We start from the raw sequence: 23,674 nt of genomic DNA, 5'->3' as shown, positions 1-23,674 counted from the left end.
GGCAATACCCGAACAAAATAACGCAAACAAGGAAGGAAGCCGCAATGAGCGAGTTTGCCGGCATGGAAGAACTGCTTCAAGACTTCCTGCTTGAGTCCTCCGAGCTGCTCTCGGACGTTGACAACAAGCTGGTCGAGCTGGAAAAGCACCCTAACGACAAAGCGCTGCTGAATGATATTTTCCGCGGCTTCCACACCATCAAGGGCGGCGCAGGCTTTCTGAATGCCGCCCCCATGGTGACCTTGTGCCACCGTACAGAAAATCTGTTCGACAAGCTGAGAAATGGCGAACTGACCCTGTCGCAGGGCTTGATGGATATCATCATGGACTCGACCGGTGCCGTGCGCGATATGTTCGGACGCATGGGTCAAGGCATCATGCCCGCCTCGCCCGATGCGGCTTTGTTGTCCGCCCTCGATGCGGCGCTGGCTGGCCAGAATGTCGACCGTCCGGCGCATCACTCGGCGCCCCCTCCTGCCGTGCAGGCCGTAGCCGTGCCGGCGCCCAACAGCCCGGACTGGGCACTGCTGCACAGCGCGATCACGCAGGCCGCATCCCCGCTGCGCACCGAGGCAGCACCAGCTGTGCAGGCCGCTCCACCTGCGGCTCCCGCTCCCGTGCCGGTTCATGCTCCGGCCGCCGAGCAGGTTCCCGCACGCCAAGCGATCAAGCAGCAGCCTGCGACCGGCAATGCCATGCCGCAACAGCAGGAAAACACCATCCGTATCGACACCGTGCGTCTGGATCAGGTACTGAATCTGTCCGGCGAGATCGGCCTGACCAAAAACCGGCTGACCACGCTGCGTACCGAAATCCTGCAAGGCAATACCGAGGCACACACGCTGCGTTCGCTGGATGAGGCGATCAGCCAGCTCGACTTACTGGTTGGCGACCTGCAAAACGCGGTGATGAAAACCCGCATGCAGCCTATCGGCCGCCTGTTCCAGAAATATCCGCGTCTGGCGCGCGATCTGGCACGCCAGCTGGGTAAAGAAGTCGAACTAGTGATTACCGGCGAAGAGACCGAGCTGGACAAGACCATGATCGAGGATCTGAACGATCCGCTGGTGCACTTGGTGCGCAATGCAGTCGATCATGGCGTCGAGTCGACCGAAGAGCGCATTGCCGCAGGCAAGAGTCCGCAATCCGCCGTTCACCTGTCGGCGGAGCAGGTTGGCGATCACATCGTGATTTCCATTACCGATGACGGCAAGGGCATGAGCGCCGAGATGCTGCGACGCAAAGCGATTGAAAAGGGTTTGATCGATGCGGAAACGGCCAACGCGCTGGATGAAAAACAATCGCTGCAACTGATTTTCCTGCCCGGCTTTTCCACCAAGGACCAGATTTCCAGCGTGTCCGGTCGTGGCGTCGGCATGGATGTGGTGCGCACCAATATCCAGAAGCTTAATGGCCGCATCGATATCAACTCGATCCAGGGTGAAGGTACGCGCATCAGCATCTCGTTGCCGCTGACGCTGGCCATCCTGCCGGTACTGGTGGTACGCGTCTGCGATCAACCGTTTGCCGTTCCACTGGCCATGGTCAGGGAAATCATCCCGATCGAATCCTCCGCCATGCAGGAGGTTTCCGGCCGGCCAACCATCGTCGTACGCGATGAAATCCTGCCGCTTAAAACGCTGACCGGCCTTCTGGGCTGGGCACCGACCCAGGTGCCCGCTTTTGGCGTACTGATGCAGTCGGCTGAGCGCGCTTTTATTCTGGCTGTTGACTCTTTTGTCGGCCGCGACGATGTCGTAATCAAGCCGCTGGAAAACATCCGCCCCAAAGGCGTCGCCGGTGCCACACTGTCTGGCGATGGCTCGGTCGTTCTGGTGCTGGATATGGAAGACCTGCTTAAAGCACAGCAAGAAGCCGCCGTTGCACAAGGCGCCACTGCTCGTCACCTCGACTTATTAACTTATTGAATGAATTCAACTTCCACCTTTATCGGCCGCCAGCCTATTACCGACAGGCAACAGCAGATCATTGCCTATGAACTGCTGTTCCGGCGCGATGAAAACAGCACCGACAGCGGGCAATTTTCGCCACTGGAAGCCGACACCCGCGTACTCACCGGCATCCTGGGGGATATTGGCAGCGGCAAACTGCTCAAAGACAAGCTTGCATTCGTTAATGTGGGGGAAGCCATGTTGATGAGCGAGCTAATCGAATTGCTACCCGCACGCAAGATCGTACTTGAGCTACCCAGCGATCTGCCCCCTTCACGCGAGATACTCGACCGCATGCGCATGCTGCGCGGTCAGGGCTTCAGCTTTTCACTCGATTGCACCGGACTGGAGTCTGGGAATGAAGCCTACTTCGACCAGATTCGCTATGCCAATATCGATATCCAGCATGAAACACCGCAGCAATTCATGCACATGAATGCGCAGCTCAAGAGCTACCCTATTCTGCGTATCGCCAAACGGGTAGAAACGCCGGCGCATTACAGCATCAGCCGCGAGCTGGATATGGATGCCTATCAGGGCTTTTATTTCGCCAAGCCGGAAACCATCAGCGCAACAGCCATCCACCCCAGCATGGTCAATACGCTGCGCCTGCTCAATCTGGTGCGCAACGATGCCGATGCGGACCAGATTGAGGCCATTCTAAAAACCGATCTGGCGCTTTCCTTCAAGCTGCTGCGCTTTGTCAATTCCGCCGCTGCAGGCCAGCCGATGCGGATCACCTCGTTTTCGCATGCGATCACCATGCTGGGCTACCGCAAGCTGTATCGCTGGCTGACCCTGCTGCTGGTCAGCAATGATGAAAACGGCCGGGTCAGTCCTTGCTTACAAAGAACCGCGATTATCCGCGCCCGCCTGATGGAAAACATAGGCCGCCAGCAAGGTCTGAATCAGGACAGTTGTGACCTGCTGTTTATCAGCGGCCTATTTTCCCTGCTGGACGTCATCCTGAAGGTTCCGATGCTGGAGGCTTGCCGCCATTTGCAACTGCCGCAGGAAGTTGAAGCGACGCTGCAAGGCAAGCCTGGTACCGGTGCTTCGCTTCTCTCACTGGTCAGGGCACTGGAAGCGCCGGAACTCGGCAAAATAAGCTATTTAGCCGATGCCATATCTATACCTGCAGCACAATTAAACGAATTGCACATCGAGGCACTCGGTTGGGTCGAGGATCTGGGTTTATAATCGGCGTTTTGCCGCCCGATCCGCTTGCAATGAACCTACTGTCCATCGACACCACGACCGACTATCTGTCGCTTGCCATTCGTTACCATGGCAAGCATGTCCTGTTTCATCAGCAAGTTGGCCAGAAACACGCCGAACTGCTGCTACCCACACTGGACACTTTACTGGCCGAGCTGGGTATAGGGCTGCAGCAACTGGACGCCATTGCCTTCAGCCAGGGGCCGGGCTCGTTTACCGGCATCCGCATAGGCTGCGCCATCGCCCAGGGACTGGCCTTTGCCAATGCCCTGCCCATGATGGCCATTCCTACACTGGATACCATCGCGATTCAGGCCAGTGGCGCGCCCGCGCTGGTGTGCATGGATGCACGCATGGGACAGGTTTATTGCGCGAAGTATGATGCGCAAGCACAGCGCATCGATGCCATCCGCGTGTGCGACCCGCAAGACGTCATGCTGGAAGACGGCCAGTGGAATGCGCAAGGCGACGGTTTCAGCCACTACGCCGATGCCCTGCTGCCACGCCTGGCGGCACGGATCAATAGCGTCGATGCCACACTGCGCCCCCACGCCAACGCGCTGCTTACACTGGCAGACAGCGGGCGCTACCCCCTTCAGCCAGCACAGCACAGCGAAATCCTGTATGTGCGCAATAAAATCGCCCTGACTACCCGCGAACAGCAGGCACGCCGCACATGAGATGCATACGCGCAGCCACGCCGGCCGATATGGCACAACTGGCCCGGCTCGAAGCCGAGGCCAGTCCGCATCCGTGGCATGAGCGCGACTACCAGGACTCGCTGCAAGCCGGTCATCAATTTGCCTTATGTTGCGAGCAGGACGAGATTCTGGCCTGGGCAGTCAGCATGACCATACTGGATGAAGTACACCTGCTGAATATTGCGACCAGCCTGCCCCATCAAGGCCAAGGCCATGCCAGACATTTACTGCAGGCCGTTATGCATGACGCCAAGGCACAAGGCGCATACCGCATGCTACTGGAAGTGCGCGAGAGCAATCATGGCGCACGCCAGCTTTACCTGAAAACCGGCTTCAGCCAGAACGGACTGCGCAAGCATTACTACCCTGCGGAAAATGGCCGCGAGCACGCCATTTTGATGGAGGCCATGCTATGAGCCGGCGCCTGAGCCTGGTCGAAGCCATGGGTCTGGGGCCGCTCTGGCAAAGGCGCGAGGTGGAATATGTCTATATCGACAGTCCGGCGATAGAAACCGCCCCCGTGCTGCAGGCGGAAGTGCAAGCAGCAAGCGCGCCCGCCGCCACCATCGCACCGACTGCCCCGCCCCCAAGCACCACGCCCCCCACAGTCTTGCCACTGGATGCCGTCGCCCTAAACGATACAAAAAACCTGCAGGGTTTAAGCCTGAGCGAACTCAAAGCCAAGGTCGCCCGCTGCCAGGACTGCCGGCTTAGCAATACGCGCAACCAGACCGTATTCGGTAGCGGCAACCCGCAGGCGCGCTGGCTGTTTATTGGCGAGGCACCCGGAGAAAACGAGGATTTGCAGGGCGAGGCTTTTGTAGGTGCGGCCGGCATGCTGCTCAACAATATCTTGCAGGCGGCAGGACTGGATCGCGAGCGCGATGTCTATATCACCAACATCCTGAAGTGCCGTCCGCCGATCAACCGCAACCCGCAGGTGGATGAAGTGGCTGCCTGCCAGGTATATCTGGCCGCCCAGATCGCCTTGCTTAAGCCCGAACTGATCGTAACGCTCGGGCGTTTTGCCAGCCAAACCTTATTGCAAAGCAAGGCCAGCATCGGCCAACTACGCGGACAGGTGCACCACTATCAGGGCATTCCCTTGATTGCCAGCCTGCATCCGGCCTATTTGCTGCGCAACCCGCAGGAAAAAGCCGCCGTATGGCGCGATCTGCTACTGGCCAAAAAGACATTACAGACCAGCAATCAAAGCTAAACAGAAAACGCAGATAAAAAAAACCCTTCGCCGTGCACCAGCGAAGGGTTCTTTACGATCAAGTCAAAGATCTCAAGCTTACTTAAGCTTGGTTTCCTTGTAGATCACATGCTTGCGGACAACAGGATCAAATTTCTTGATCTCCATTTTCTCAGGCATAGTGCGCTTGTTCTTGGTCGTGGTGTAAAAGTGGCCAGTGCCAGCAGTCGATTCGAGCTTGATCTTGTCGCGCATGATGATCCTTCGCTATCAGATTTCGCCGCGCGCACGCAGATCGGCCAGAACGGATTCGATACCGTTCTTGTCGATGGTACGCAGGGCTGCATTGGAAACGCGCAGGCGCACCCAACGGTTTTCGCTTTCGACCCAGAACTTGCGGTACTGCAGGTTCGGCAGAAAACGACGTTTCGTCTTGTTATTGGCGTGGGAAACATTGTTCCCGGTCATCGGACGTTTGCCGGTGACTTTGCATACTCGCGCCATGGTTAATCACTCCCAAAACCGGTAAAGACCGGCTTTATATCATAAAAACAAGCAGATAAGCAAGCTAGATGGCGGACAACAAGGGGCAAGCCCCGGTCCGCACAAAACCGGCAGCCATTTTAACGGATTTAACTAAGAGCGCCAGCAGTTTTTTCCGGCAAAACAGCCGATTTGCATTTTACCCGTACCAGCGACAAGCATAACAAGAGTTCTGAATAGCGTGTTCATTTGTGGCGCGATTCAGGTTAAAATCCCGGATTCCCACAGAGTAGTACTCCCATGACCAAGTACATCTTCGTGACCGGTGGCGTCGTATCTTCCCTGGGCAAGGGCATTGCTGCTGCGTCTATCGCTGCTATCCTCGAATCGCGCGGGCTTAAAGTCACCATGCTTAAGCTCGATCCTTATATCAACGTCGACCCGGGCACCATGAGCCCGTTCCAGCACGGCGAAGTCTTCGTGACCGAAGACGGTGCGGAAACCGACCTTGACCTCGGCCACTACGAGCGTTTCATCCGCTCGCGCATGAAAAAAAGCAATAACTTCACCTCTGGCCAGGTTTACGAATCCGTAATCGCCAAAGAGCGTCGCGGTGACTATCTGGGCGGTACGGTGCAGGTGATTCCGCACATTACCGACGAAATCAAGCACAAGGTGCGTGAAGGCGCCGGCGATGTAGATGTTGCCATCGTCGAAATCGGCGGCACCGTCGGTGATATCGAATCGCTGCCCTTCCTGGAAGCCATCCGTCAGATGCGCTCCAATCTGGGCCGCAAGAATACGCTGTACGTGCACCTGTCTTATGTGCCGTATATCGCCACGGCCGGCGAAATCAAGACCAAGCCGACCCAGCACTCGGTAAAAGAGCTGCGCGAAATCGGCATCCAGCCGGACATCCTCTTGTGCCGTATGGATCGCGAACTGCCGGAAGATGAAAAGCGCAAGATCGCACTGTTCTGCAACGTAGAAGAAAACGCCGTCATCGGCTGCTACGATGCCGACTCCATCTATAAAGTGCCGTCCATGCTGCACAACCAAGGCATAGACGACATCATCTGCGAACACTTGCAGCTGGACCTTCCTAAAGCCGACCTGTCGGCCTGGGACAATATCATCGATGCCATCGAGCACCCGGAACACGCGATCAAGATCGCCATGGTCGGCAAATATGTCGATCTGACCGAGTCGTACAAGTCGCTGTCCGAAGCGCTCAAGCATGCCGGCATCCACAACCGCACCCAGGTCGACATCGTTTACATCGACTCGGAAGAACTAGAGCGTGAAGGCGTGGCCTCCTTGCAGGGCATGGATGCGATTCTGGTACCGGGCGGCTTCGGCAAGCGCGGCGTGGAAGGCAAGATTCTGGCGGTGAAGTATGCCCGCGAGAACAACATTCCTTACCTGGGCATTTGCCTGGGCATGCAGATTGCACTGATCGAATACGCACGCGACGTAGCCGGCATGACTGGCGCCAACTCGACCGAATTTGATCTGGCCACCGACTACCCGGTAGTGGCCCTGATCGACGAGTGGGTCAACCACGACGGCAAGATCGAAACCCGCGACGAAAACTCCAATCTGGGCGGCACCATGCGCCTGGGCGGACAAGCGTGCGAACTGGCCGCCGGCTCGCTGGCCGCAACCGTTTACGGTGCCAGCGAAATTACCGAACGCCATCGCCACCGCTACGAAGTCAATAACTACTATGTTCCGCGTCTGGAAGCAGCCGGTCTGAGCATCAGCGGCCGTTCGGCCGGTCACGAGAAGCTGGTGGAAACCATCGAGCTGAAGGGCCATCGCTGGTTCTTTGCTTGCCAGTTCCACCCGGAGTTTACCTCCACCCCACGTGACGGCCATCCGCTGTTCAGCGCCTATGTGAAGGCAGCCCTCGGCTACCAGGCCGAAAAAGCCTGATTTGTACCGCAACCGGGGCGGCAATGCCCGCCCCGGTATTTCGTGGAGACACAGCATGCAACTCACCGGATTTGAAGTCGGCTTAAACCATCCCCTTTTCCTGATTGCCGGCCCTTGCGTGATCGAGAGCGAACAAATGGCGATCGATACTGCCGGCGCGCTCAAGGAAATCACCCTGGAGCTGGGGATCCCGTTTATTTACAAATCCAGCTTCGACAAAGCCAACCGCTCCTCCGGCACCTCGTTCCGTGGTCTGGGCATGGAAGAAGGCCTGCGCATTCTGGCCGAAGTCAAACGCCAGATCGGCGTACCGGTGCTGACCGACGTACACAATGAATACGAAGTGCCGCATGTCGCCGCCGTGGTCGACGTGCTGCAAACGCCCGCTTTTCTCGCGCGCCAGACCGACTTTATCCGTGCCGTCGCGGTAAGCGGCAAGCCGGTCAATATCAAGAAGGGCCAGTTTATGGCACCGGGCGATATGAAGCATGTACTGGATAAGGCACGCGATGCGGCACTGGCAGCCGGCCTGTCGGCTGACCGTTTTATGGCGTGCGAACGCGGTGCCTCCTTCGGCTACAACAATCTGGTGTCCGATATGCGCTCGCTGGCCATCATGCGCGAGACCGGCTGCCCGGTCGTGTATGACGCGACCCACTCGGTGCAATTGCCTGGCGGCCAGGGCACCTCGTCCGGCGGACAGCGCGAATTCGTACCGGTACTGGCGCGCGCTGCCGTGGCAGCGGGTGTGGCCGGCATCTTTATGGAAACGCATCCCAACCCGTGCGAAGCTCTGTCGGATGGCCCGAATGCCTGGCCGCTGGGACGCATGAAAGAGCTGCTGAGCACGCTGCGTGATATCGATACCCTGGTCAAGGCAACGCCTTGGCCCGAGCATTCGCTCTGACAATAAAAGCTTGAAACGCTCGGCCAGACACCTGTCTGGCCGAAGCTTTAACTGGTAAGAATCAACCACTGCAATGGAAATAGGGGATACACCATGAGTTCGATCATCGATGTCATCGCACGCGAAATTCTGGATTCGCGCGGCAATCCGACTGTCGAGTGTGACGTACTGCTTGAGTCCGGCGTAATGGGACGCGCTGCCGTTCCCTCCGGCGCCTCCACCGGCGAAAAAGAAGCACTGGAACTGCGTGATGGCGACAAGGGTCGCTACTTCGGCAAGGGCGTGCTCAAGGCGGTTGAAAACATCAACACCGAAATCTGCGAAGCCATTATCGGTCTGGATGGCTCGGATCAGGCTTTCATCGACCGCACCCTGATCGAGCTGGACGGCACCGAAACCAAAGGCCGTCTGGGCGCCAATGCCATGCTGGCCGTATCCATGGCGGTCGCCCGCGCGGCGGCCGAAGATGCCGGCCTGCCGCTTTACCGCTACCTGGGTGGCGCAGGCCCGATGGCGCTGCCGGTGCCGATGATGAACGTCATCAATGGCGGCGCACACGCCAACAACACGCTGGACATCCAGGAATTCATGATTATCCCGGTCGGTGCCAGCACCTTCCGCGAAGCGCTGCGTTGCGGCGCCGAAGTGTTCCACACCCTGAAGAAACTGTGCGACAGCAAGGGCTATGCCACGACCGTGGGTGATGAAGGCGGCTTTGCCCCTAACCTGGAAAGCCATGAAGACGCGATCAAGCTGATTCTGGAAGCCATCGATGCCGCCGGCTATGTTGCCGGGCAAGACGTGGTACTGGCACTGGATTGCGCCTCCAGCGAATTCTACCGCGACGGCCGCTACCACCTGACCGCCGAAGGCCTGTCGCTCTCCTCGGCCGAGTTTGCCGACTACCTGGCACGTCTGGCCGACACCTACCCTATCATCTCGATCGAAGACGGCATGAGCGAGCACGACTGGGATGGCTGGAAGATTCTGACCCAGCGTCTGGGCGAGCGTATCCAGCTGGTTGGCGACGATGTCTTCGTCACCAACCCGGCTATCCTGGCACAAGGCATTCAGGGCGGTGTCGCCAACTCGCTGCTGGTTAAGGTCAATCAGATCGGCACCCTGTCCGAGACTCTGAAAGCCGTCGATCTGGCCAAGCGTTCGCGCTACACCAGCGTGATGAGCCACCGCTCGGGCGAAACCGAAGACAGCACCATTGCCGACCTGGCGGTTGCCACCAACTGCATGCAGATCAAAACCGGCTCGCTGTCGCGCTCGGACCGTATGGCCAAGTACAACCAGCTGCTGCGCATCGAAGAAGAACTGGGTGATGCCGCTTGGTACCCAGGTCGTGCCGCTTTTTACAATCTGAAATAAATCGGAAATATCATGCGTGCTCTGACCCTGACGCTGGTCGCCCTGATTCTCGCCCTGCAATGGCCGTTATGGCTGGGCAAGGGTAGCTGGCTCAGGGTCTGGCAGCTTGATAAGCAAGTGCAAGAGCAAAAGGAGGTCAACGTCAAGCTGGCCCTCCGCAACACGGCACTGGATGCAGAAGTGCGGGATCTCAAGCAAGGTTCGGCCGCAATTGAAGAGCGCGCACGAAATGAGCTTGGCATGATCCGCCCAGGTGAGGTATTTTTCCAGCTACTGGATCATGCCAATAATAAAATTGGCACACCAAACTAAGCACGTAAGCATTCTCTACTGTAGGCGATATGGCTGTTCAACAACGTAAACGGGCTTGGCCGATGACCACACAAAACCCGACCGATCTTGCCCGAGAAACCCTTAAGCAGCTGGCCAGCCGCCAGCTGCTGCCTACGCCGCACAACTTCTCGCGCATCTATGCCGAAGTTTCCGGCGACGAAGTCTCTGGCAAACACCGCCTGGCCGAACTGATGACGCAGGCGTTTACCAGCCTGACACCACAGAACCACAGCTATCGGCTGGGACTGGCGCGCCTGAATAAAGCACTGGATGACGAAGCGTGGGAGCAGGTTCCACAGCAATGCATAGACCTGATCACCCTGCACCTGCGCGAACGCGAGTTGGCCGACAGCTGGGGCAACCTGATCCTGTCCTTGTTGCGTCAATGGGAAGTCCGCCACCCCGACCTGTCGCAAAACTACAAGCAAAGTGCACTTGAGCGTCTGGTTATCAATTTCGGCAACCAGCCCGAAGCACTCAATGAAAAGCTGCACAAACTATTGCAAGACTGGAGCCGCGGCCAGCGCGAGGCACAGCCCGCCGAAGAGCCCGCCAGCAGTGAAAAACCGCTGGTGGCAGACCCGGATGGCCATGCTGGCCTGAGCAGTGCCCTGATGCTGACGCTCAAGTACGGCGTCGAGCCGCGCTTGGTGCACTACCCGGATCTGCTGCAAAGTTATGAGCCATTACTGCAGCAACTGGGCACGCTGGAGGATAGCGCCGCCGCCAGGCTGGCTTTTAGCGCCCAGCTGCGCACCTTCCTGATCAAGCTTGAGCTGCAAAGCCAGCAAGACGAGCGTCTGGTGACCGGCCTCAGTAATCTGCTACGCCTTTTGCTGCAGAATATCGCCGAGCTGCATGGCTCGGACAGCTATCTGGTCGGGCAAATCGCCTGCCTGCAGGACATGCTGAGTGCACCTTTGCAATCGGTACAACAGATCTACCCGCTGGAAGCCAAACTAAAAGAAGTCATCCACCAGCAAGGCCTGTTGAAAAGCTCGCTGGATGAAGCGGCCCACTCATTGCGTGCGCTACTGGGCTCATTCCTCAGCCAATTGTCGCAAATGAGCAGTGAAACCGAAGTGTTTCAGGGGCGCATTGCCAGCTATAGCGGCAAACTGCAACACGCAGCCAGTCTCACCGAAGTCAGGCATATCGCTGACGAGCTGTCCCAGGATACCGACACCATGCAGCACACGCTGCAACACTCGCGAACCGCCTTGCTGGCGGCACAAGGGGAAGTAGAAAACGCCCAGCAACGTATTGCCGACCTGGAGCAGGCACTGGAGAGCGCCAGTTCCAAAGTCAAAGAAGACCCGCTGACCGGTGCCTATAACCGGCGCGGACTGGACGAGCACTTCGCCCGCGAACTGAGCCGGGCCGAGCGCACCGGCTCGCCGCTATCGGTCGCGCTGCTGGACGTAGACAACTTCAAGCAGCTGAATGACAAATACGGCCATCTGGCCGGCGACCATGCCTTGCGCTTTCTGGTCGATGCCATCCGCCAGTTGCTGCGCCCATCCGATATCTGCGCCCGTTTTGGCGGGGAAGAGTTCATCATTTTGCTGGCCGATACGCCACATGACGAGGCGCTCCAGACCATACAGCGCCTACAGCGCGAACTGACCCGCAGCTTTTTCCTCACCAATAACGAGCGCCTGATCATTACCTTTAGTGCTGGCGTCGCCCTATGGCATCTGGGGGAAAGGGACTGTGACGTCATCGACCGCGCCGACCGTGCCATGTATCAGGCCAAGCTAAACGGCAAAAACCGCACGGTGTCGGCGGAAAACAGCACCGAGCCCGCTCCTATTCTTGTCTGAGCATCAGGCGGCGATTCAGCCGCCTTTTTTCATCACCTTGCCAGCCTCGGCCCGGGCGCGGCGCACCGCCTTGGGGTCGGCCAGCAGCGGGCGGTAGATTTCGACCCGGTCCTTGGCCCGCAGTACGGTGTCGGGTTTGACGGCTTTGCCGAAAATGCCGAGTTTCAGGCTGGACGTATCCGGCAAGTCATCGGGAAAAGCCTCCAGCACGCCCGAGCGCAGCACCGCATCCAGCGCGCTTGCGCCTTGCGCCAGCTTAAGCGCCACCAGCATCTGGCGCTCAGGCCGGGCAAACACCACTTCGACTTCTATTTCACTCGTCATCGCCATAGACCCGATCTGCTTCCCTGATAAAGGCATCGACCAGCGTGCCAGTCACATGACCGAAGACCGGCCCGATCACCTTCTCCAACAGCGTGCTGGAAAACTCGTAATGCAAACAAAACTCGACCTTGCAGCCAAAGTCGCCCAAGGGCGAAAAAGACCAGCCCCCGTGCAGCGATTTGAATGGCCCGTCGACCAGTTCCATCGAAATCGACGCCGGCGCCCGGTGCAAATTACGGGTGGTGAAATGTTGACGCACTTTGAGATAATCGATGTGCAGGCTGGCCAGCAGATGCTCGCCGTCGTAATCAACGACTTCGGCGTGGCTGCACCAAGGCAGGAAACGGGGATAATGCGCAAAATCGGACACCAGCGCATACATTTGCTCGGGCGTATGCGCCACGAGAACTTTTTTTTCGACGGCCTGCATGAGTCGTATGGGTTTTTTTTAAAGCGCCACAATACACGAAGCGCGGCAAGCGCGACAAGACATGCCCCAGACAGCAGACGGCGCTAAATTTTGGCACAGCCGCCTGATCTGCTAAAATGGCGGATTCCGAAAGGCAGATACGTATGAGCATCATCCAGAACCGCAAAGCCTTCCACGACTACTTCATCGAAGAACAACTCGAGGCCGGACTCGTACTGGAAGGCTGGGAAGTCAAGGCCATCCGCGCCGGCCGCGTGCAGATCAAGGAAAGTTACGTCGTCTGGCAGAACGGTGCATTCTGGCTGATAGGCTGCCATATCACCGCCCTGCAGTCGGCCTCGACCCACGTCAAGCCCGATCCGGTCAGAAGCCGCAAGCTCTTGATGTCGCAAACCCAGATGGATCGTTTCATCGGTAAAGTCGAGCGCGCCGGTTACACCATGGTCGCACTTGACCTGCACTACACCCGCGGCAATATCAAGGTGCAAGTCGGCCTGGCCAAGGGCAAGAAGCAGCACGACAAACGCGATAGCGAAAAAGACCGCGAATGGCAGCGTGAAAAGCAGCGCATCGTTAAAGAGAACAGGCGTTAAGCATGCGGCCCGGTGCAACTTTCCCGCTGATCCTGATTCTGCTGGGTAGCCTGTGGTTTTTGCACAGTACCGCCCTGCTGCCAGACAGCCACACCGTCTTGGCCCTGCTCCTGGCCGGCACCGGCGTAGCGCTGCTGTTCATCGACGGCTTCAACAAAAGCACCCTGGTCAGTTGCCCTTTGCTGGTATACGCAGGCGCCGCCGTCTGGCTCTACCATGAAACGATACTGCGCCTGTCCCATGTCCTGTCGCTGGGCATGGTGCTGGCCGGCTTGCTGCTGCTGATCGCACGCAGTCACCACATACCCGAAAAAAGCCAGGGGCTAGGCCGGCATGATGCCTCCTAGCCCCTCACTACACCCAAGGACCGCCATGGACAAGATCCTCATCCTCGACTTCGGCTCGCAAGTCTCCCAGCTGATTGCCCGCCGCGTACGCGAAGCCCATGTTTATTGCGAACTGCACTCGTTCGATATGCCCATGGATGAAATCCGCGCCTTCGCCCCGAAAGCCATCATCCTCTCCGGTGGCCCGAACTCGGTCTACGAATCCGATTACCAGGCTGATCCGGCCATCTTCGAGCTGGGCATTCCGGTACTGGGCATCTGCTACGGCATGCAGTGGATGGCACAGACCCTGGGCGGCAAGGTTGAAGCCGGCGATACCCGCGAATTCGGTTATGCCGAAATCAAGGCACGCCACCACTCCAAGCTGTTTGAAGGCCTGCAAGACCGCATCGACGACGCCGGCAACGGCTACCTCGATGTATGGATGAGCCATGGCGACAAGGTGTCCAGCCTGCCTGCCGGTTTCCATATGATTGCCGAAACGCCATCCTGCCCGGTCGCCGCCATGGCTGACGAAGATCGTGGTTTCTACGGCGTGCAGTTCCACCCGGAAGTCACCCACACCAAGCGCGGCAGCGAAATGATCCACCGCTTCGTGCTGATGGTGGCCGGTGCCAAGCCATCGTGGACCATGCCCAACTACATCGAAGAAGCGGTGCAGAAGATACGCGAGCAAGTCGGTGACGAAGAAGTCATCCTCGGCCTGTCCGGCGGCGTCGACTCCTCCGTTGCGGCCGCGCTGATCCATCGCGCCATCGGCGACCAACTCACCTGCGTCTTCGTCGATCATGGCCTGCTGCGCCTGAACGAAGGCGAGATGGTGATGGAAATGTTTGCGAAGAACCTGGGCGTGAAAGTCATCCGTGTCGATGCCGCCGCACAGTTTATGGACAAACTGGCCGGTGAAAGCGATCCGGAGAAAAAGCGCAAGATCATCGGCGGCGAATTCGTCGACGTGTTCCAGCGCGAATCGGACAAGCTCGTCAACGCCAAGTGGCTGGCACAGGGCACCATCTATCCGGACGTAATCGAATCGGCCGGCGCCAAGACCAAGAAGGCGCACAGCATCAAGAGCCACCACAACGTCGGCGGCCTGCCGGAAGACATGCAGCTCAAGCTCTTAGAGCCGCTGCGTGACCTGTTCAAGGACGAAGTGCGCCAGCTGGGCGTCGCGCTCGGTCTGCCACACGATATGGTGTACCGCCACCCGTTCCCGGGCCCGGGCCTGGGCGTGCGCATCCTGGGTGAAGTGAAGATGGAATTCGCCGACCTGCTGCGCCGTGCCGATGCGATCTTTATCGAAGAGCTGCGGGGCACCGTCGACGAGAAAACCGGCAAAAACTGGTACGAGCTGACCAGCCAGGCCTTCGCCGTGTTCCTGCCGGTCAAATCGGTCGGCGTGATGGGCGACGGGCGCACCTACGACTATGTCGTGGCACTGCGCGCCGTAGTCACCAGCGACTTCATGACCGCGCACTGGGCCGAGCTGCCATACAGCCTGTTGGGCCGCGTCTCCAACCGCATCATCAACGAAGTACGCGGCATCAACCGCGTCTGCTACGACGTCTCCGGCAAGCCGCCAGCAACGATCGAGTGGGAATGATTCCGCGTCTGGCAATAGCTGGCACGGACTAGCACTAACTACCCCTGAAACCCGCATTCGTGCGGGTTTTTTCGTGTCTGCGCTGGGCAAGCGTTGGCAATACCAGCGGTCGCTAAGGGGAGGCCGCGCGTTCACCCACGAACAAAATTAACTATTGACTGTTGCACTTACTTTTTGAACCCGCGTAGTAACTAACCTGCGGATCAACATCGTCGGCTTTTGCTGTTGCCGAAACATCGACCCAATTAACTCCTTCATCATCGACCGAGTAGCCGATGTTGTATCTTTCTCCAGATGCCAGCACGACTTCCTTGTTCGCAAGAAATTGATATACCGTTGACGTCGTTTCTGGGGTAAAGGAGTGAAGAAACCTGCCACTTAAATGGGGCACTATCTTATAGTTCGAAACGATGAGGACAGGAGTTGTCAGTAGGTCTCGCGATTTCATGACTTCCCTTAAGGTGAGTATGTCTAACCCTCCGGTTCAGCGGCGGGGTGCCGCGCCGTCCGCTGCAACCGATTGTTGTGCGCTCCTCATTGCGATCGAAGCACCCGATACAAAGCCCAAGCCAATAGAGTTCCCAGAATCGGCCAAATAACAAGCAGGTCGAATCGTATATCCGCTTCCGGTGTTTTGGTCTGAACGAGCCACTCCCATGCGGCGTAGATTCCCCATGCGACTGACCCGACAAGAAATGGCCTGAAACGACGCTGCTTGGCTGGTGTGGTGAACCGTGGAACGAGATAGGCCAGTAAGAATGCAATGGACACGATCAGTATGTTCGCTGGCTTCCCCACTAGCAGTGACGTAAGCATCTGAATTCCGCCCACGGACTTCATCCCCCCTGCACAACCGCTTCGGGAATCGTGTAGTGCTCGTAGTCATTTACCTCGATCTCCCAGTCGTACCCCTTTTTCACCGCCTTCAATTTGTCGCGAGGGTCGGTGGTGACCTTGTCGCCCATGAAGGTCAGCACGCGCTTCAGGCCGCCCGGTGGAGTGATATGCACCTCGGCATTACCCGGTTTACCGCGGATGACGCCGAATTCGCACTGAATCGGCTTGTCGTTGCCCATATGGCACGGCAGTGGGCCGGTGGCGTGGTAGCGGGTGCCCTTGACCTTGGCGTCGCTGGCCGGGGCCTTGCCCAAGTCGACAGCCTTGGCGGCACCGGTAATGCCGACCGTCAGCGTGTAGTTCGCCACCTCGTTGCGCCGCGCCGCGCTGCGCATCAGATAGACGCGCACCTTGTATTCACCCTCGTCCGGCAGGACGCCCGTCCATTCGTTGCCACTGCTGGAGCCGACGAATAGCGCCTCATCGTTGCTGCCGGGAGGCAGTACATTGAAATAGTTGGCACCGTTCTTCGTCGCCAGCTTCACGCTCATGGTCTGGCCGGCCCGGGCACGCAGCGTGTAGTCGATGGTCAGGTCGCCCTTGATCGTGTCATTGATCGTTGCTGAAGACTTGCCTTTGGCAAACTGCACGGCACGGGTCTCGATGTCGTACGCATAAGCAATGGAGGACATCATCAACAACAGGGAAGCAAATAGGGTCAAGAGCATACGAAAGGGTTTCATGGTGTTCCTCTAATGAAGTACTGGGAAACCGACAGCCGGCCTCCCTAACAGCAGTTGTCGCCCAACGTGAAATATACACCTGTACAGGTGTATATTTTTTTCTATGTGCATTACCGAGCATGTCAATCGCATTTGACATGACTCTTCAAGTCGTTGAGGTTGCCATGCCAGAAAGTACACGGCAGGATGAGACGTCGAGTACCGACGCGCCAAGAGCGCGCGACACGGGTCAGCAGATGGGCACGTGAGCGCGGATTTTTACCGCCTTTTTTTGCAGTACATCAAAAAAAACCCGCTTTTCCTCGGTCAAACCACATATTAAGCATTAACATGGTAGCCAATGCTTGCAAACGCCATGTTTGCCCGCTACTGTTTTAGTTCGTTCCGTTCCGACCACTGCACAGGAGACCGTCATGGCTGACAACAACACCCTCAACGCCGACAAAGAACAACTGCTGGACGAAGTCCGCAGCGTACTTAACAACACCGAAGAGTTGCTGGCCTCGGCCGGTGACAACGGCAGTGAAAAGGCGCGCGAGCTGAACCTCAAGCTGCAGAACAATCTCAAGCTGGCCAAGTCGCGCCTGCTGGACGCGGAAAAGATTGCACGCGGCCGCGCCAAGGATGCCGCCAAGGCCACCGACCACTACGTCCATGAAAACCCATGGAAAGCCATCGGCATCACTGCCGCCGTGGCCTTCCTGCTCGGCCTGCTGGTTTCGCGCCGCTAAGGCATGACGGGCCCACGCACCGCACGTCCGGGCAGCCTGCGCTCCATGCTGGAGGCGCTGGTTGCCTTGCTGTTTACCCGTGCCGAGCTGATGCGCATCGAGGTGGAAGAGCAGCAGGAACGGTTGGTAGCCAATATCATGCTGCTGGCCGCTGCCTTTATTCTGTTCTTTATCGCCATCATCACGCTGCTGCTGTTTATTATGCTGGTGCTGCCGGAGTCGGCCCGGGTGCTGGCGGCCGGCCTGATGGCGCTGGGCTTCTTTTTCGCCGCCCTATTGCTGTTGCTGCAGCTTAAGCGGCGCATGGCGCATGCACCCAAGGCGTTTGCCCTGACGATGGCTGAAGTCAAGAAAGACTGGCATGCAGTGTCGGGTAAGGAGTCGCCATGAAGCGGCATGAGCGCGAGCTGAAAAAACAGCTGCTGCTGATCAAGGGCGAGGCGCTGCGTACCCGGCTGGAGCTGGAAACGTCGCAATGGAAAAACCCGCTGCAACTGGCCAGGGGTGGTGTCTCGGCACTGCTTGGCAGCTCGCGCGGCCTCAAGGCCGGCGTCGCGCTCACCGCGCTGGTTTTTCCCAAGCTGGCACAAAAAAGCCTGTTTAAGCGTCTGCTGGGGCTAACCCTTGCCGCCGTGGCCATCCGCCGCTGGCTGATGCGCCGCTAATCATCAAGCTGGCTGCCCCATCCCGATCAGGCCACCGTATAATGGTGGCCTTGTTTTTTGCCTGCCCCCAGCCCCGTGAGCACAGCCCTGACCACCCCGCCCTTGTCCCCTGCCACCCTGCGCCAGCTGGCGGCACTGGGTATCTGCAGCCGCGAAGCGCTGGCGCAAACCGGTGTGGTCAAGGCGTTTTTACAGCTTAAGGCCGCTGGCCACGATGCCGGCAAGCGCGTGCTATATGCGCTGGAAGCGGCACGGCGCGGCGTACACTGGCAGGCGTTAAGCCCCGGCGACCACACGGCTTTACTCGAGGCGCTGGCCGCGCACCCGCCGGTACACAACCCGCCGCAAGCGGGCGAGCTGGCCGTGTATATGGATGCGGCGCTGGCGCTGGCAGCGCAGGCGGCAGCGCAAGGCGAAGTGCCGGTCGGTGCCGTCATCGTCAAGGACGGCCACATCATCGGCCGTGGCAGCAACCGCCCGATCGCCAGTTGCGACCCCACCGCCCACGCCGAAATGCTGGCGCTACGCGAAGCGGCCCGCCAGCTGGGCAACTACCGGCTGGAGGGCTGTGATCTGTATGTGACGCTCGAGCCTTGCGCCATGTGTGCCGGCGCCATTATGCAGGCGCGTATCGCGCGTCTGATCTATGGCGCTCACGAGGCCAAAACCGGCGCGGCCGGCAGCGTGACCGACCTGTTTGCCCTCAAGACCCTCAACGCCCATACCGCAGTCTTTGCCGGCGTCGAACACGCGCGCTGCGCACACCAGCTATCGGCCTTTTTCGCGCAACTGCGCCACAAGCGCACATGAAGCCATCCGCCCTGCCCCTGCTGCTATTGTGTGCCGGCCTGCTGTCGTCTTGCGCCACGACACAACCCCCGCCGGCCCCGACCGCCGCTGCCGCCCGCGTGCCGGATGGCCTTCACCCCAACCCGAAAACACCCGGCCAGCCATGGATACGGGTCGACAACCAAAAGCAGAGCCTGACGCTGTTTGATGGCACAGGACGGGAAATGCGGCATTACATCGTCTCGACCGCCAAAAACGGGCTGGGGGAAAAGGCAGGCAGCCTGCAAACCCCGCGCGGCTGGCACCGGGTGTGCGACAAGATCGGTGAAGCTGCAGGCGAGAACACCATTATTTACCGCCGTGCTGTCACGCCATGGCAGTACAGCCCGGCACTGCATGCCGAGTATCCGGACAAGGACTGGATACTGACGCGCATTTTATGGCTGTGCGGCATGGAGCCCGGGCGCAATCAGGGCGGCGATGTCGACAGCTATGATCGCGCCATCTATATCCACGGCGCGGGCAGCCATGTGCCTTGGGGCAAGCCCAGTTCGCGCGGCTGTGTGCGCATGAAAAGCCCTGATGTGATTGAGCTGTTCCGGCTGGTGCCGCTGGGCACCGATGTTTTGATAGAGGAAACCACTGGATGATTCTGGATTTGACCACGCCCGGCCTGCTGTTCCCGGCCATTTCTTTGCTGCTGCTGGCCTATACCAACCGCTTTTTGGGTCTGGCGGCCACCATACGCAATCTGTACAACGACTATCGGCGGGCACCCGACCCCAAGATTTTGCTGCAGATCTCCAGCCTCAGGCGCCGGGTATCGCTGATCCAGCAGATGCAGTTTCTTGGCGTAGCCAGCCTGTTTCTCTGTGTCGTGGCCATGCTCAAGATCTACCTGGGCTGGGAAACGCTGGCCCACTACAGCTTCGGCGCCAGCCTCGCACTGATGATCGCCTCGCTGGGCGTCTCCCTGCTGGAGCTCAAACTGTCGTCCGGCGCACTGAATATCCTGCTGGCCGATATCGAAGACACCCGCCGCCGCTGATGCGCTGCGCCGCGATGGTGCATCGCCCTTGCCATGCACCACGATCGCGCCCCGTACCGCCCGCCGTGGTGCTGCGCCCCGGCTAATAGCTGGCATGGCGCTTGCTGAACTCCTGGTCAAGAGCCAACCGGGAGCACACCATGCACGCGCTGACCCTGCCCGAGCCCGGGCATCACGATGAAATGCTGCTATCCAGCGGTGCGGTACGCAGCCATTACCAGCACTTTGCCAACTGGCTGCAGGCCCAGCCTCCCGAAATGCTGGCGCGAAAACGGGAAGAAGCCAACCAGCTCTTCCATCGCGTCGGCATCACCTTCGCCGTCTATGGTGACGACTCCGGCGCCGAGCGCCTGATTCCGTTCGATACCGTCCCACGCGTGATTCCGGCCGCCGAATGGCGCCAGCTGGAGGCCGGGCTGGCGCAGCGGGTGCGTGCGCTCAATGCTTTTCTGGACGATATCTACCACGACCACCAGATCATCAAGGCCGGCCGCATTCCGGCCGAACAGGTGTTTGCCAACGCCCAATACCAACCCTTGATGCAGGGCATTTCCCTGCCGGACGGGATCTGGGCACATATCACCGGCGTCGATCTGATCCGCCACGCCGACGGCAACTATTACGTGCTGGAAGACAACCTCAGGGTGCCCTCCGGCGTGTCTTACATGCTGGAAAACCGCAAGATGATGATGCGGCTGTTTCCCGAGCTGTTCGCCCGCCACGCCATCGCACCGGTCGACCACTACCCGACCCTGTTGCTGGCCACGCTGCGTCACGCCAGCCGTCAGGAAAACCCGACGGTGGTGGTGCTCACCCCCGGCCAGCACAATAGCGCCTACTTCGAGCACGCTTTCCTCGCCCAGCAAATGGGGGTCGAGCTGGTGGAGGGCCGCGACCTGTTCGTGCGCGATGAGCAGGTCTATATGCGCACCACCGCCGGGCACAAGCGTATCGATGTGATCTACCGCCGCATCGACGATGCCTTCCTCGACCCGCTGGCGTTCCGCGCCGATTCGATGCTGGGCGTGCCCGGCCTGATGCATGCCTACCGTCAGGGCAATGTGGTGCTGACCAATGCCATCGGCACCGGTGTCGCCGACGACAAGTCGATCTATCCCTATGTGCCGGAGATGATCCGTTTCTATCTGGGCGAAGAACCCATTTTGCACAATGTCGAAACATTCCAGTGCCGCAACCCGAGCGAGCTGGATCATGTGCTGGCCAATCTGGACAAGCTGGTGGTCAAGGAGGTACACGGCGCCGGCGGCTACGGCATGCTGGTCGGCCCGGCCGCCAGCCGCGCCGAGATCGAAGCGTTCCGCGCGCGCCTGATCGCCACGCCGGCCAACTATATCGCGCAGCCTACGCTGTGCCTGTCGTCGTGCCCGACCTTCGTCGAGTCGGGCATCGCGCCGCGCCATATCGATTTGCGCCCTTTCGTGCTGTCTAGCGGACGCGAAACCACCATGGTGGCCGGCGGGCTGACCCGCGTGGCACTCAAACAAGGCTCGCTGGTGGTGAATTCGTCGCAAGGCGGCGGCACCAAAGACACTTGGGTACTGGAGGACTGAATCATGATGCTATCGCGCACTGCCGATCAATTGTTCTGGATGGCCCGCCAGATGGAGCGCGCCGAAAATCTGGCCCGCTTACTCGATGTCAGCCTTGCGGTCTCGCTGCTGCCCGCCTCGCGCGCCGGCACCGATATTTCCGCGCCCCTGGCACTCACCGGCACCCTGGAAGCGTATCAGGCCCGGCACGGCCAGATTTCCGCCTCCGACGTGCTGGCCTTTATGAGCTATGACTTGGGCAACCCGTCCTCCATCGTGTCCTGCTTCAAAAGCGCCCGCGACAACGCACACGCGGTACGCGGCAAGATCACCGCCGAGATGTGGATGTCGATCAACAGCACCTGGCTGGAAGCGCGCGAGCTGGCCGCTGCCGGCTGCGGCTACCAGACCTTTTTCGACTGGGTCAAAGAGCGCTCCCACCTGTTCCGCGGCGCCACCCACGGCACCTGCCAGCGCACCGATGCCTTCTCCTTTATCCGCTTGGGCACGTTTATCGAGCGCGCCGACAATACCGCCCGCCTGCTGGATGTGAAGAGCCAGCTGCTGGGTGACAGCGACAGCGCCGACTACTACGCGTGGAGCGCCCTGTTGCGCGCGGTCGGCGCCTTCGAGGCCTACCATGCCCTCTATCGCGATGCGCCGTCGGGCCGGCGCGTGGCCGAATTGCTGCTGCTAAGACCCGATATGCCGCGCAGCCTCCGCGCCTGCTTTGACGAAACCTACAAATGGCTCTCGCGCATCGAGGGCGACAATGGCCGCGCCGCCAAGCGGCTGGCGGCCGAGCTCAGGGCAGCACAGGCCTACACCAGCGTTGACGAGGTCTTCGAGATCGGACTGCATGACTATCTGGACAAAATGCTTGCCGATATCACCCGGCTGGGGGCGCTGGTACAGCAGGCCTATCTGGAGGCGGCATAATGCGACTGTCCATCCGCCATGTAACGCATTACCACTATGCCGAGCCGGCCCTGCGTAGCGCACAGCTGCTGCGCCTGACTCCCGCAGATGATCCCTGCCAGACGGTGCGCCACTGGCATCTGGATTTGCCTGCCGCCGCCAGCTCGGGCCTAGACGGCTACGGCAACCGCTACCATCTGATGATGCTGGAAGGCACGCACGACAGCATCCGGCTGCTGGCCAGCGGAGAAGTCGAGACGCAAGCGCGTACCCCCTGCCCCCTGCCCGGCGCGCTGGATATACGGGTGTTTCTGCGCCATACGGCGCTCACTGCCGCCAGTGCCGCCCTGACCGAGCTGGCACACGCCGGCGCAGGCGCTGGCACTTTACTCGAGCAGCTGGGGCGCAAGGTGCTGGAGGCCATGCCCTATACGCCGGGCGCGACTCAGGTACACACACCGGCCGATCAGGCGCTGGCGCTGGGCGCAGGTGTGTGCCAGGACCATACCCAGGTTTTTATCACGGCCTGCCGCATCCTCGGCCTGCCTGCGCGCTATGTCAGCGGCTATTTGCTGAACGAAAACGAAGAGCATGCCGCCAGCCATGCCTGGGCCGAAGTCTGGCTGGATCATGCCTGGTATGGCTTCGATGTCAGCAATGCCCGCCCGCCCGACGCCCACCACCTTAAACTCGCTTGCGGACTGGATTATCTGGATGCCTGCCCGGTACGCGGCGTACGTCTGGGTGGCGGACAGGAAATCCACAGCACCCGCGCCGACGTCCAGCTTATCGAGAGCTGAGCTGGTACAAGCAAAGGCGGTGTCCCAATAACAGGTGATTGTTGACGGCATGTAATGCACGCTATTGATGCGTCAGCTACCCATCCCCGTTAGGCTCGCGCCGGTGCAAAAGTCGCTGGCGAGGTCTTAAGCTGGCCCTTGTTTGAGCGATTCGACGGTAGCGAATCGCGAGTTGGCCAGCGCCTCGCCAGCGACTTTTGCACAGGGGTCTCGCGAGACTTCGGGGGCGCCGGGGATGCAAGGGGCCGGGCGCATCCGGCCCCTGCCCGCATGCCGCGCGGAAGCGGCAAGTAAAAAGTACGTCCGCCTAGCGGACACAAAATCCAAAACTCCCCTGTGCCAACTCGTAACTGGTACATAGCCCAGACA

27 protein-coding genes are annotated in these 23,674 nt (G+C 59.4%); 22 read left to right on the top strand and 5 right to left on the bottom strand.

Annotated features, from left to right (window positions below):
• The first annotated feature begins 44 nt into the window (after window positions 1-44).
• Genes M3P88_RS00865 through M3P88_RS00845 form a run of 5 tightly spaced genes read left to right on the top strand, consistent with a single transcriptional unit; the run spans window position 45 to window position 5,090 of the window.
• Window positions 45-1,928: a chemotaxis protein CheA gene (locus M3P88_RS00865; protein WP_249614210.1), complete on the top strand. Its 1,884-nt coding sequence runs from the start codon at window positions 45-47 to the stop codon at window positions 1,926-1,928.
• A complete protein-coding gene (locus M3P88_RS00860) occupies window positions 1,929-3,152 on the top strand; it encodes an EAL and HDOD domain-containing protein (protein WP_249614209.1) in 1,224 nt (407 codons plus the stop codon).
• 29 nt (window positions 3,153-3,181) lie between these two features.
• Window positions 3,182-3,850: a tRNA (adenosine(37)-N6)-threonylcarbamoyltransferase complex dimerization subunit type 1 TsaB gene (gene tsaB, locus M3P88_RS00855; protein ID WP_249614208.1), complete on the top strand. Its 669-nt coding sequence runs from the start codon at window positions 3,182-3,184 to the stop codon at window positions 3,848-3,850.
• The gene (rimI, locus tag M3P88_RS00850) at window positions 3,847-4,287 is read left to right on the top strand and encodes a ribosomal protein S18-alanine N-acetyltransferase (protein ID WP_249614207.1); all 441 of its coding nucleotides are present in this window, start codon (window positions 3,847-3,849) and stop codon (window positions 4,285-4,287) included. Before tsaB ends, rimI begins: the two co-directional genes overlap by 4 nt.
• On the top strand, window positions 4,284-5,090 hold the full coding sequence (locus M3P88_RS00845; RefSeq protein ID WP_249614206.1) for a uracil-DNA glycosylase: 807 nt from the start codon (window positions 4,284-4,286) through the stop codon (window positions 5,088-5,090). The genes rimI and M3P88_RS00845 overlap by 4 nt, the downstream gene beginning before the upstream one ends.
• A gap of 78 nt (window positions 5,091-5,168) precedes the next feature.
• Here M3P88_RS00845 and rpmG read toward each other — a convergent pair whose 3' ends face one another.
• On the bottom strand, window positions 5,169-5,324 hold the full coding sequence (gene rpmG, locus M3P88_RS00840; RefSeq protein WP_012696028.1) for a 50S ribosomal protein L33: 156 nt from the start codon (window positions 5,322-5,324) through the stop codon (window positions 5,169-5,171).
• Between the two features lie 15 nt (window positions 5,325-5,339).
• Window positions 5,340-5,573: a 50S ribosomal protein L28 gene (gene rpmB, locus M3P88_RS00835; protein ID WP_124734789.1), complete on the bottom strand. Its 234-nt coding sequence runs from the start codon at window positions 5,571-5,573 to the stop codon at window positions 5,340-5,342.
• 279 nt (window positions 5,574-5,852) lie between these two features.
• Between rpmB and pyrG the strand changes: the two genes are divergently transcribed.
• From pyrG to M3P88_RS00810, 5 genes are all read left to right on the top strand, one after another.
• On the top strand, window positions 5,853-7,487 hold the full coding sequence (gene pyrG / locus M3P88_RS00830) for a CTP synthase (RefSeq protein WP_249614205.1): 1,635 nt from the start codon (window positions 5,853-5,855) through the stop codon (window positions 7,485-7,487).
• A gap of 55 nt (window positions 7,488-7,542) precedes the next feature.
• Complete coding sequence (kdsA, locus tag M3P88_RS00825) at window positions 7,543-8,394, top strand: 3-deoxy-8-phosphooctulonate synthase (RefSeq protein WP_249614204.1); 852 nt, start codon at window positions 7,543-7,545, stop codon at window positions 8,392-8,394.
• 93 nt (window positions 8,395-8,487) lie between these two features.
• Window positions 8,488-9,771 carry a phosphopyruvate hydratase gene (eno, locus tag M3P88_RS00820; protein WP_124734786.1) on the top strand — a complete coding sequence of 428 codons (1,284 nt, stop codon included), beginning with the start codon at window positions 8,488-8,490 and terminating at the stop codon, window positions 9,769-9,771.
• Window positions 9,772-9,783: 12 nt separating this feature from the next.
• Window positions 9,784-10,083 (top strand): cell division protein FtsB, encoded by a 300-nt coding sequence (gene ftsB, locus M3P88_RS00815; RefSeq protein WP_249614203.1) that lies wholly within the window; start codon window positions 9,784-9,786, stop codon window positions 10,081-10,083.
• Window positions 10,084-10,145: 62 nt separating this feature from the next.
• Window positions 10,146-11,927 (top strand): GGDEF domain-containing protein, encoded by a 1,782-nt coding sequence (locus tag M3P88_RS00810; RefSeq protein WP_249614202.1) that lies wholly within the window; start codon window positions 10,146-10,148, stop codon window positions 11,925-11,927.
• 15 nt (window positions 11,928-11,942) lie between these two features.
• On the opposite strand, the gene M3P88_RS00805 is transcribed toward M3P88_RS00810, so the two are convergent.
• Both M3P88_RS00805 and M3P88_RS00800 read right to left on the bottom strand, forming a co-directional pair.
• Complete coding sequence (locus tag M3P88_RS00805) at window positions 11,943-12,251, bottom strand: RnfH family protein (protein ID WP_249614740.1); 309 nt, start codon at window positions 12,249-12,251, stop codon at window positions 11,943-11,945.
• Complete coding sequence (locus M3P88_RS00800) at window positions 12,241-12,681, bottom strand: type II toxin-antitoxin system RatA family toxin (protein WP_249614201.1); 441 nt, start codon at window positions 12,679-12,681, stop codon at window positions 12,241-12,243. Before M3P88_RS00800 ends, M3P88_RS00805 begins: the two co-directional genes overlap by 11 nt.
• Window positions 12,682-12,797: 116 nt before the next feature.
• On the opposite strand from M3P88_RS00800, the gene smpB reads away from it, so the two are divergent.
• From smpB to guaA, 3 genes are read left to right on the top strand one after another with little or no spacing between them, the layout of a single operon-like run.
• The gene (smpB, locus tag M3P88_RS00795; protein WP_124734781.1) at window positions 12,798-13,274 is read left to right on the top strand and encodes an SsrA-binding protein SmpB; all 477 of its coding nucleotides are present in this window, start codon (window positions 12,798-12,800) and stop codon (window positions 13,272-13,274) included.
• A 2-nt stretch (window positions 13,275-13,276) separates the two neighbouring features.
• A complete protein-coding gene (locus M3P88_RS00790; RefSeq protein ID WP_249614200.1) occupies window positions 13,277-13,621 on the top strand; it encodes a hypothetical protein in 345 nt (114 codons plus the stop codon).
• Window positions 13,622-13,646: 25 nt separating this feature from the next.
• Entirely contained in the window at window positions 13,647-15,224 is a 1,578-nt protein-coding gene (gene guaA, locus M3P88_RS00785) for a glutamine-hydrolyzing GMP synthase (RefSeq protein WP_249614199.1), read from the top strand.
• Window positions 15,225-16,060: 836 nt separating this feature from the next.
• Here the strand turns inward: guaA and M3P88_RS00780 are convergent.
• Window positions 16,061-16,804, bottom strand: a complete 744-nt coding sequence (locus M3P88_RS00780) for a hypothetical protein (protein WP_249614198.1) — start codon at window positions 16,802-16,804, stop codon at window positions 16,061-16,063.
• Window positions 16,805-17,217: 413 nt separating this feature from the next.
• On the opposite strand from M3P88_RS00780, the gene M3P88_RS00775 reads away from it, so the two are divergent.
• The 9 genes from M3P88_RS00775 to M3P88_RS00735 all read left to right on the top strand — a co-directional run bounded on the left by M3P88_RS00775 (window position 17,218) and on the right by M3P88_RS00735 (window position 23,305).
• The gene (locus tag M3P88_RS00775; protein ID WP_249614197.1) at window positions 17,218-17,535 is read left to right on the top strand and encodes an ElaB/YgaM/YqjD family protein; all 318 of its coding nucleotides are present in this window, start codon (window positions 17,218-17,220) and stop codon (window positions 17,533-17,535) included.
• A gap of 3 nt (window positions 17,536-17,538) precedes the next feature.
• Entirely contained in the window at window positions 17,539-17,925 is a 387-nt protein-coding gene (locus M3P88_RS00770; protein WP_249614196.1) for a phage holin family protein, read from the top strand.
• Window positions 17,922-18,200: a hypothetical protein gene (locus M3P88_RS00765; RefSeq protein ID WP_249614195.1), complete on the top strand. Its 279-nt coding sequence runs from the start codon at window positions 17,922-17,924 to the stop codon at window positions 18,198-18,200. The genes M3P88_RS00770 and M3P88_RS00765 overlap by 4 nt, the downstream gene beginning before the upstream one ends.
• Window positions 18,201-18,275: 75 nt before the next feature.
• Window positions 18,276-19,010, top strand: a complete 735-nt coding sequence (gene tadA, locus M3P88_RS00760) for a tRNA adenosine(34) deaminase TadA (RefSeq protein WP_249614194.1) — start codon at window positions 18,276-18,278, stop codon at window positions 19,008-19,010.
• Window positions 19,007-19,639, top strand: a complete 633-nt coding sequence (locus tag M3P88_RS00755) for a L,D-transpeptidase (protein WP_249614193.1) — start codon at window positions 19,007-19,009, stop codon at window positions 19,637-19,639. Before tadA ends, M3P88_RS00755 begins: the two co-directional genes overlap by 4 nt.
• Entirely contained in the window at window positions 19,636-20,037 is a 402-nt protein-coding gene (locus M3P88_RS00750) for a DUF2721 domain-containing protein (RefSeq protein ID WP_249614192.1), read from the top strand. The genes M3P88_RS00755 and M3P88_RS00750 overlap by 4 nt, the downstream gene beginning before the upstream one ends.
• Window positions 20,038-20,177: 140 nt before the next feature.
• Window positions 20,178-21,608, top strand: coding sequence for a circularly permuted type 2 ATP-grasp protein (locus M3P88_RS00745; RefSeq protein ID WP_249614191.1), 1,431 nt, complete (start codon window positions 20,178-20,180; stop codon window positions 21,606-21,608).
• Between the two features lie 3 nt (window positions 21,609-21,611).
• On the top strand, window positions 21,612-22,526 hold the full coding sequence (locus tag M3P88_RS00740; protein WP_249614190.1) for an alpha-E domain-containing protein: 915 nt from the start codon (window positions 21,612-21,614) through the stop codon (window positions 22,524-22,526).
• A complete protein-coding gene (locus M3P88_RS00735; RefSeq protein ID WP_249614189.1) occupies window positions 22,526-23,305 on the top strand; it encodes a transglutaminase family protein in 780 nt (259 codons plus the stop codon). Before M3P88_RS00740 ends, M3P88_RS00735 begins: the two co-directional genes overlap by 1 nt.
• The last annotated feature ends 369 nt before the right edge of the window (window positions 23,306-23,674 follow it).

Origin of the sequence: Craterilacuibacter sp. RT1T (genome assembly GCF_023502145.1) — a bacterium.
Classification (GTDB): domain Bacteria; phylum Pseudomonadota; class Gammaproteobacteria; order Burkholderiales; family Chromobacteriaceae; genus Craterilacuibacter.
Note: the sequence above shows the minus strand (reverse complement) of the source record. Positions and strands in the feature narration are given on the sequence as shown.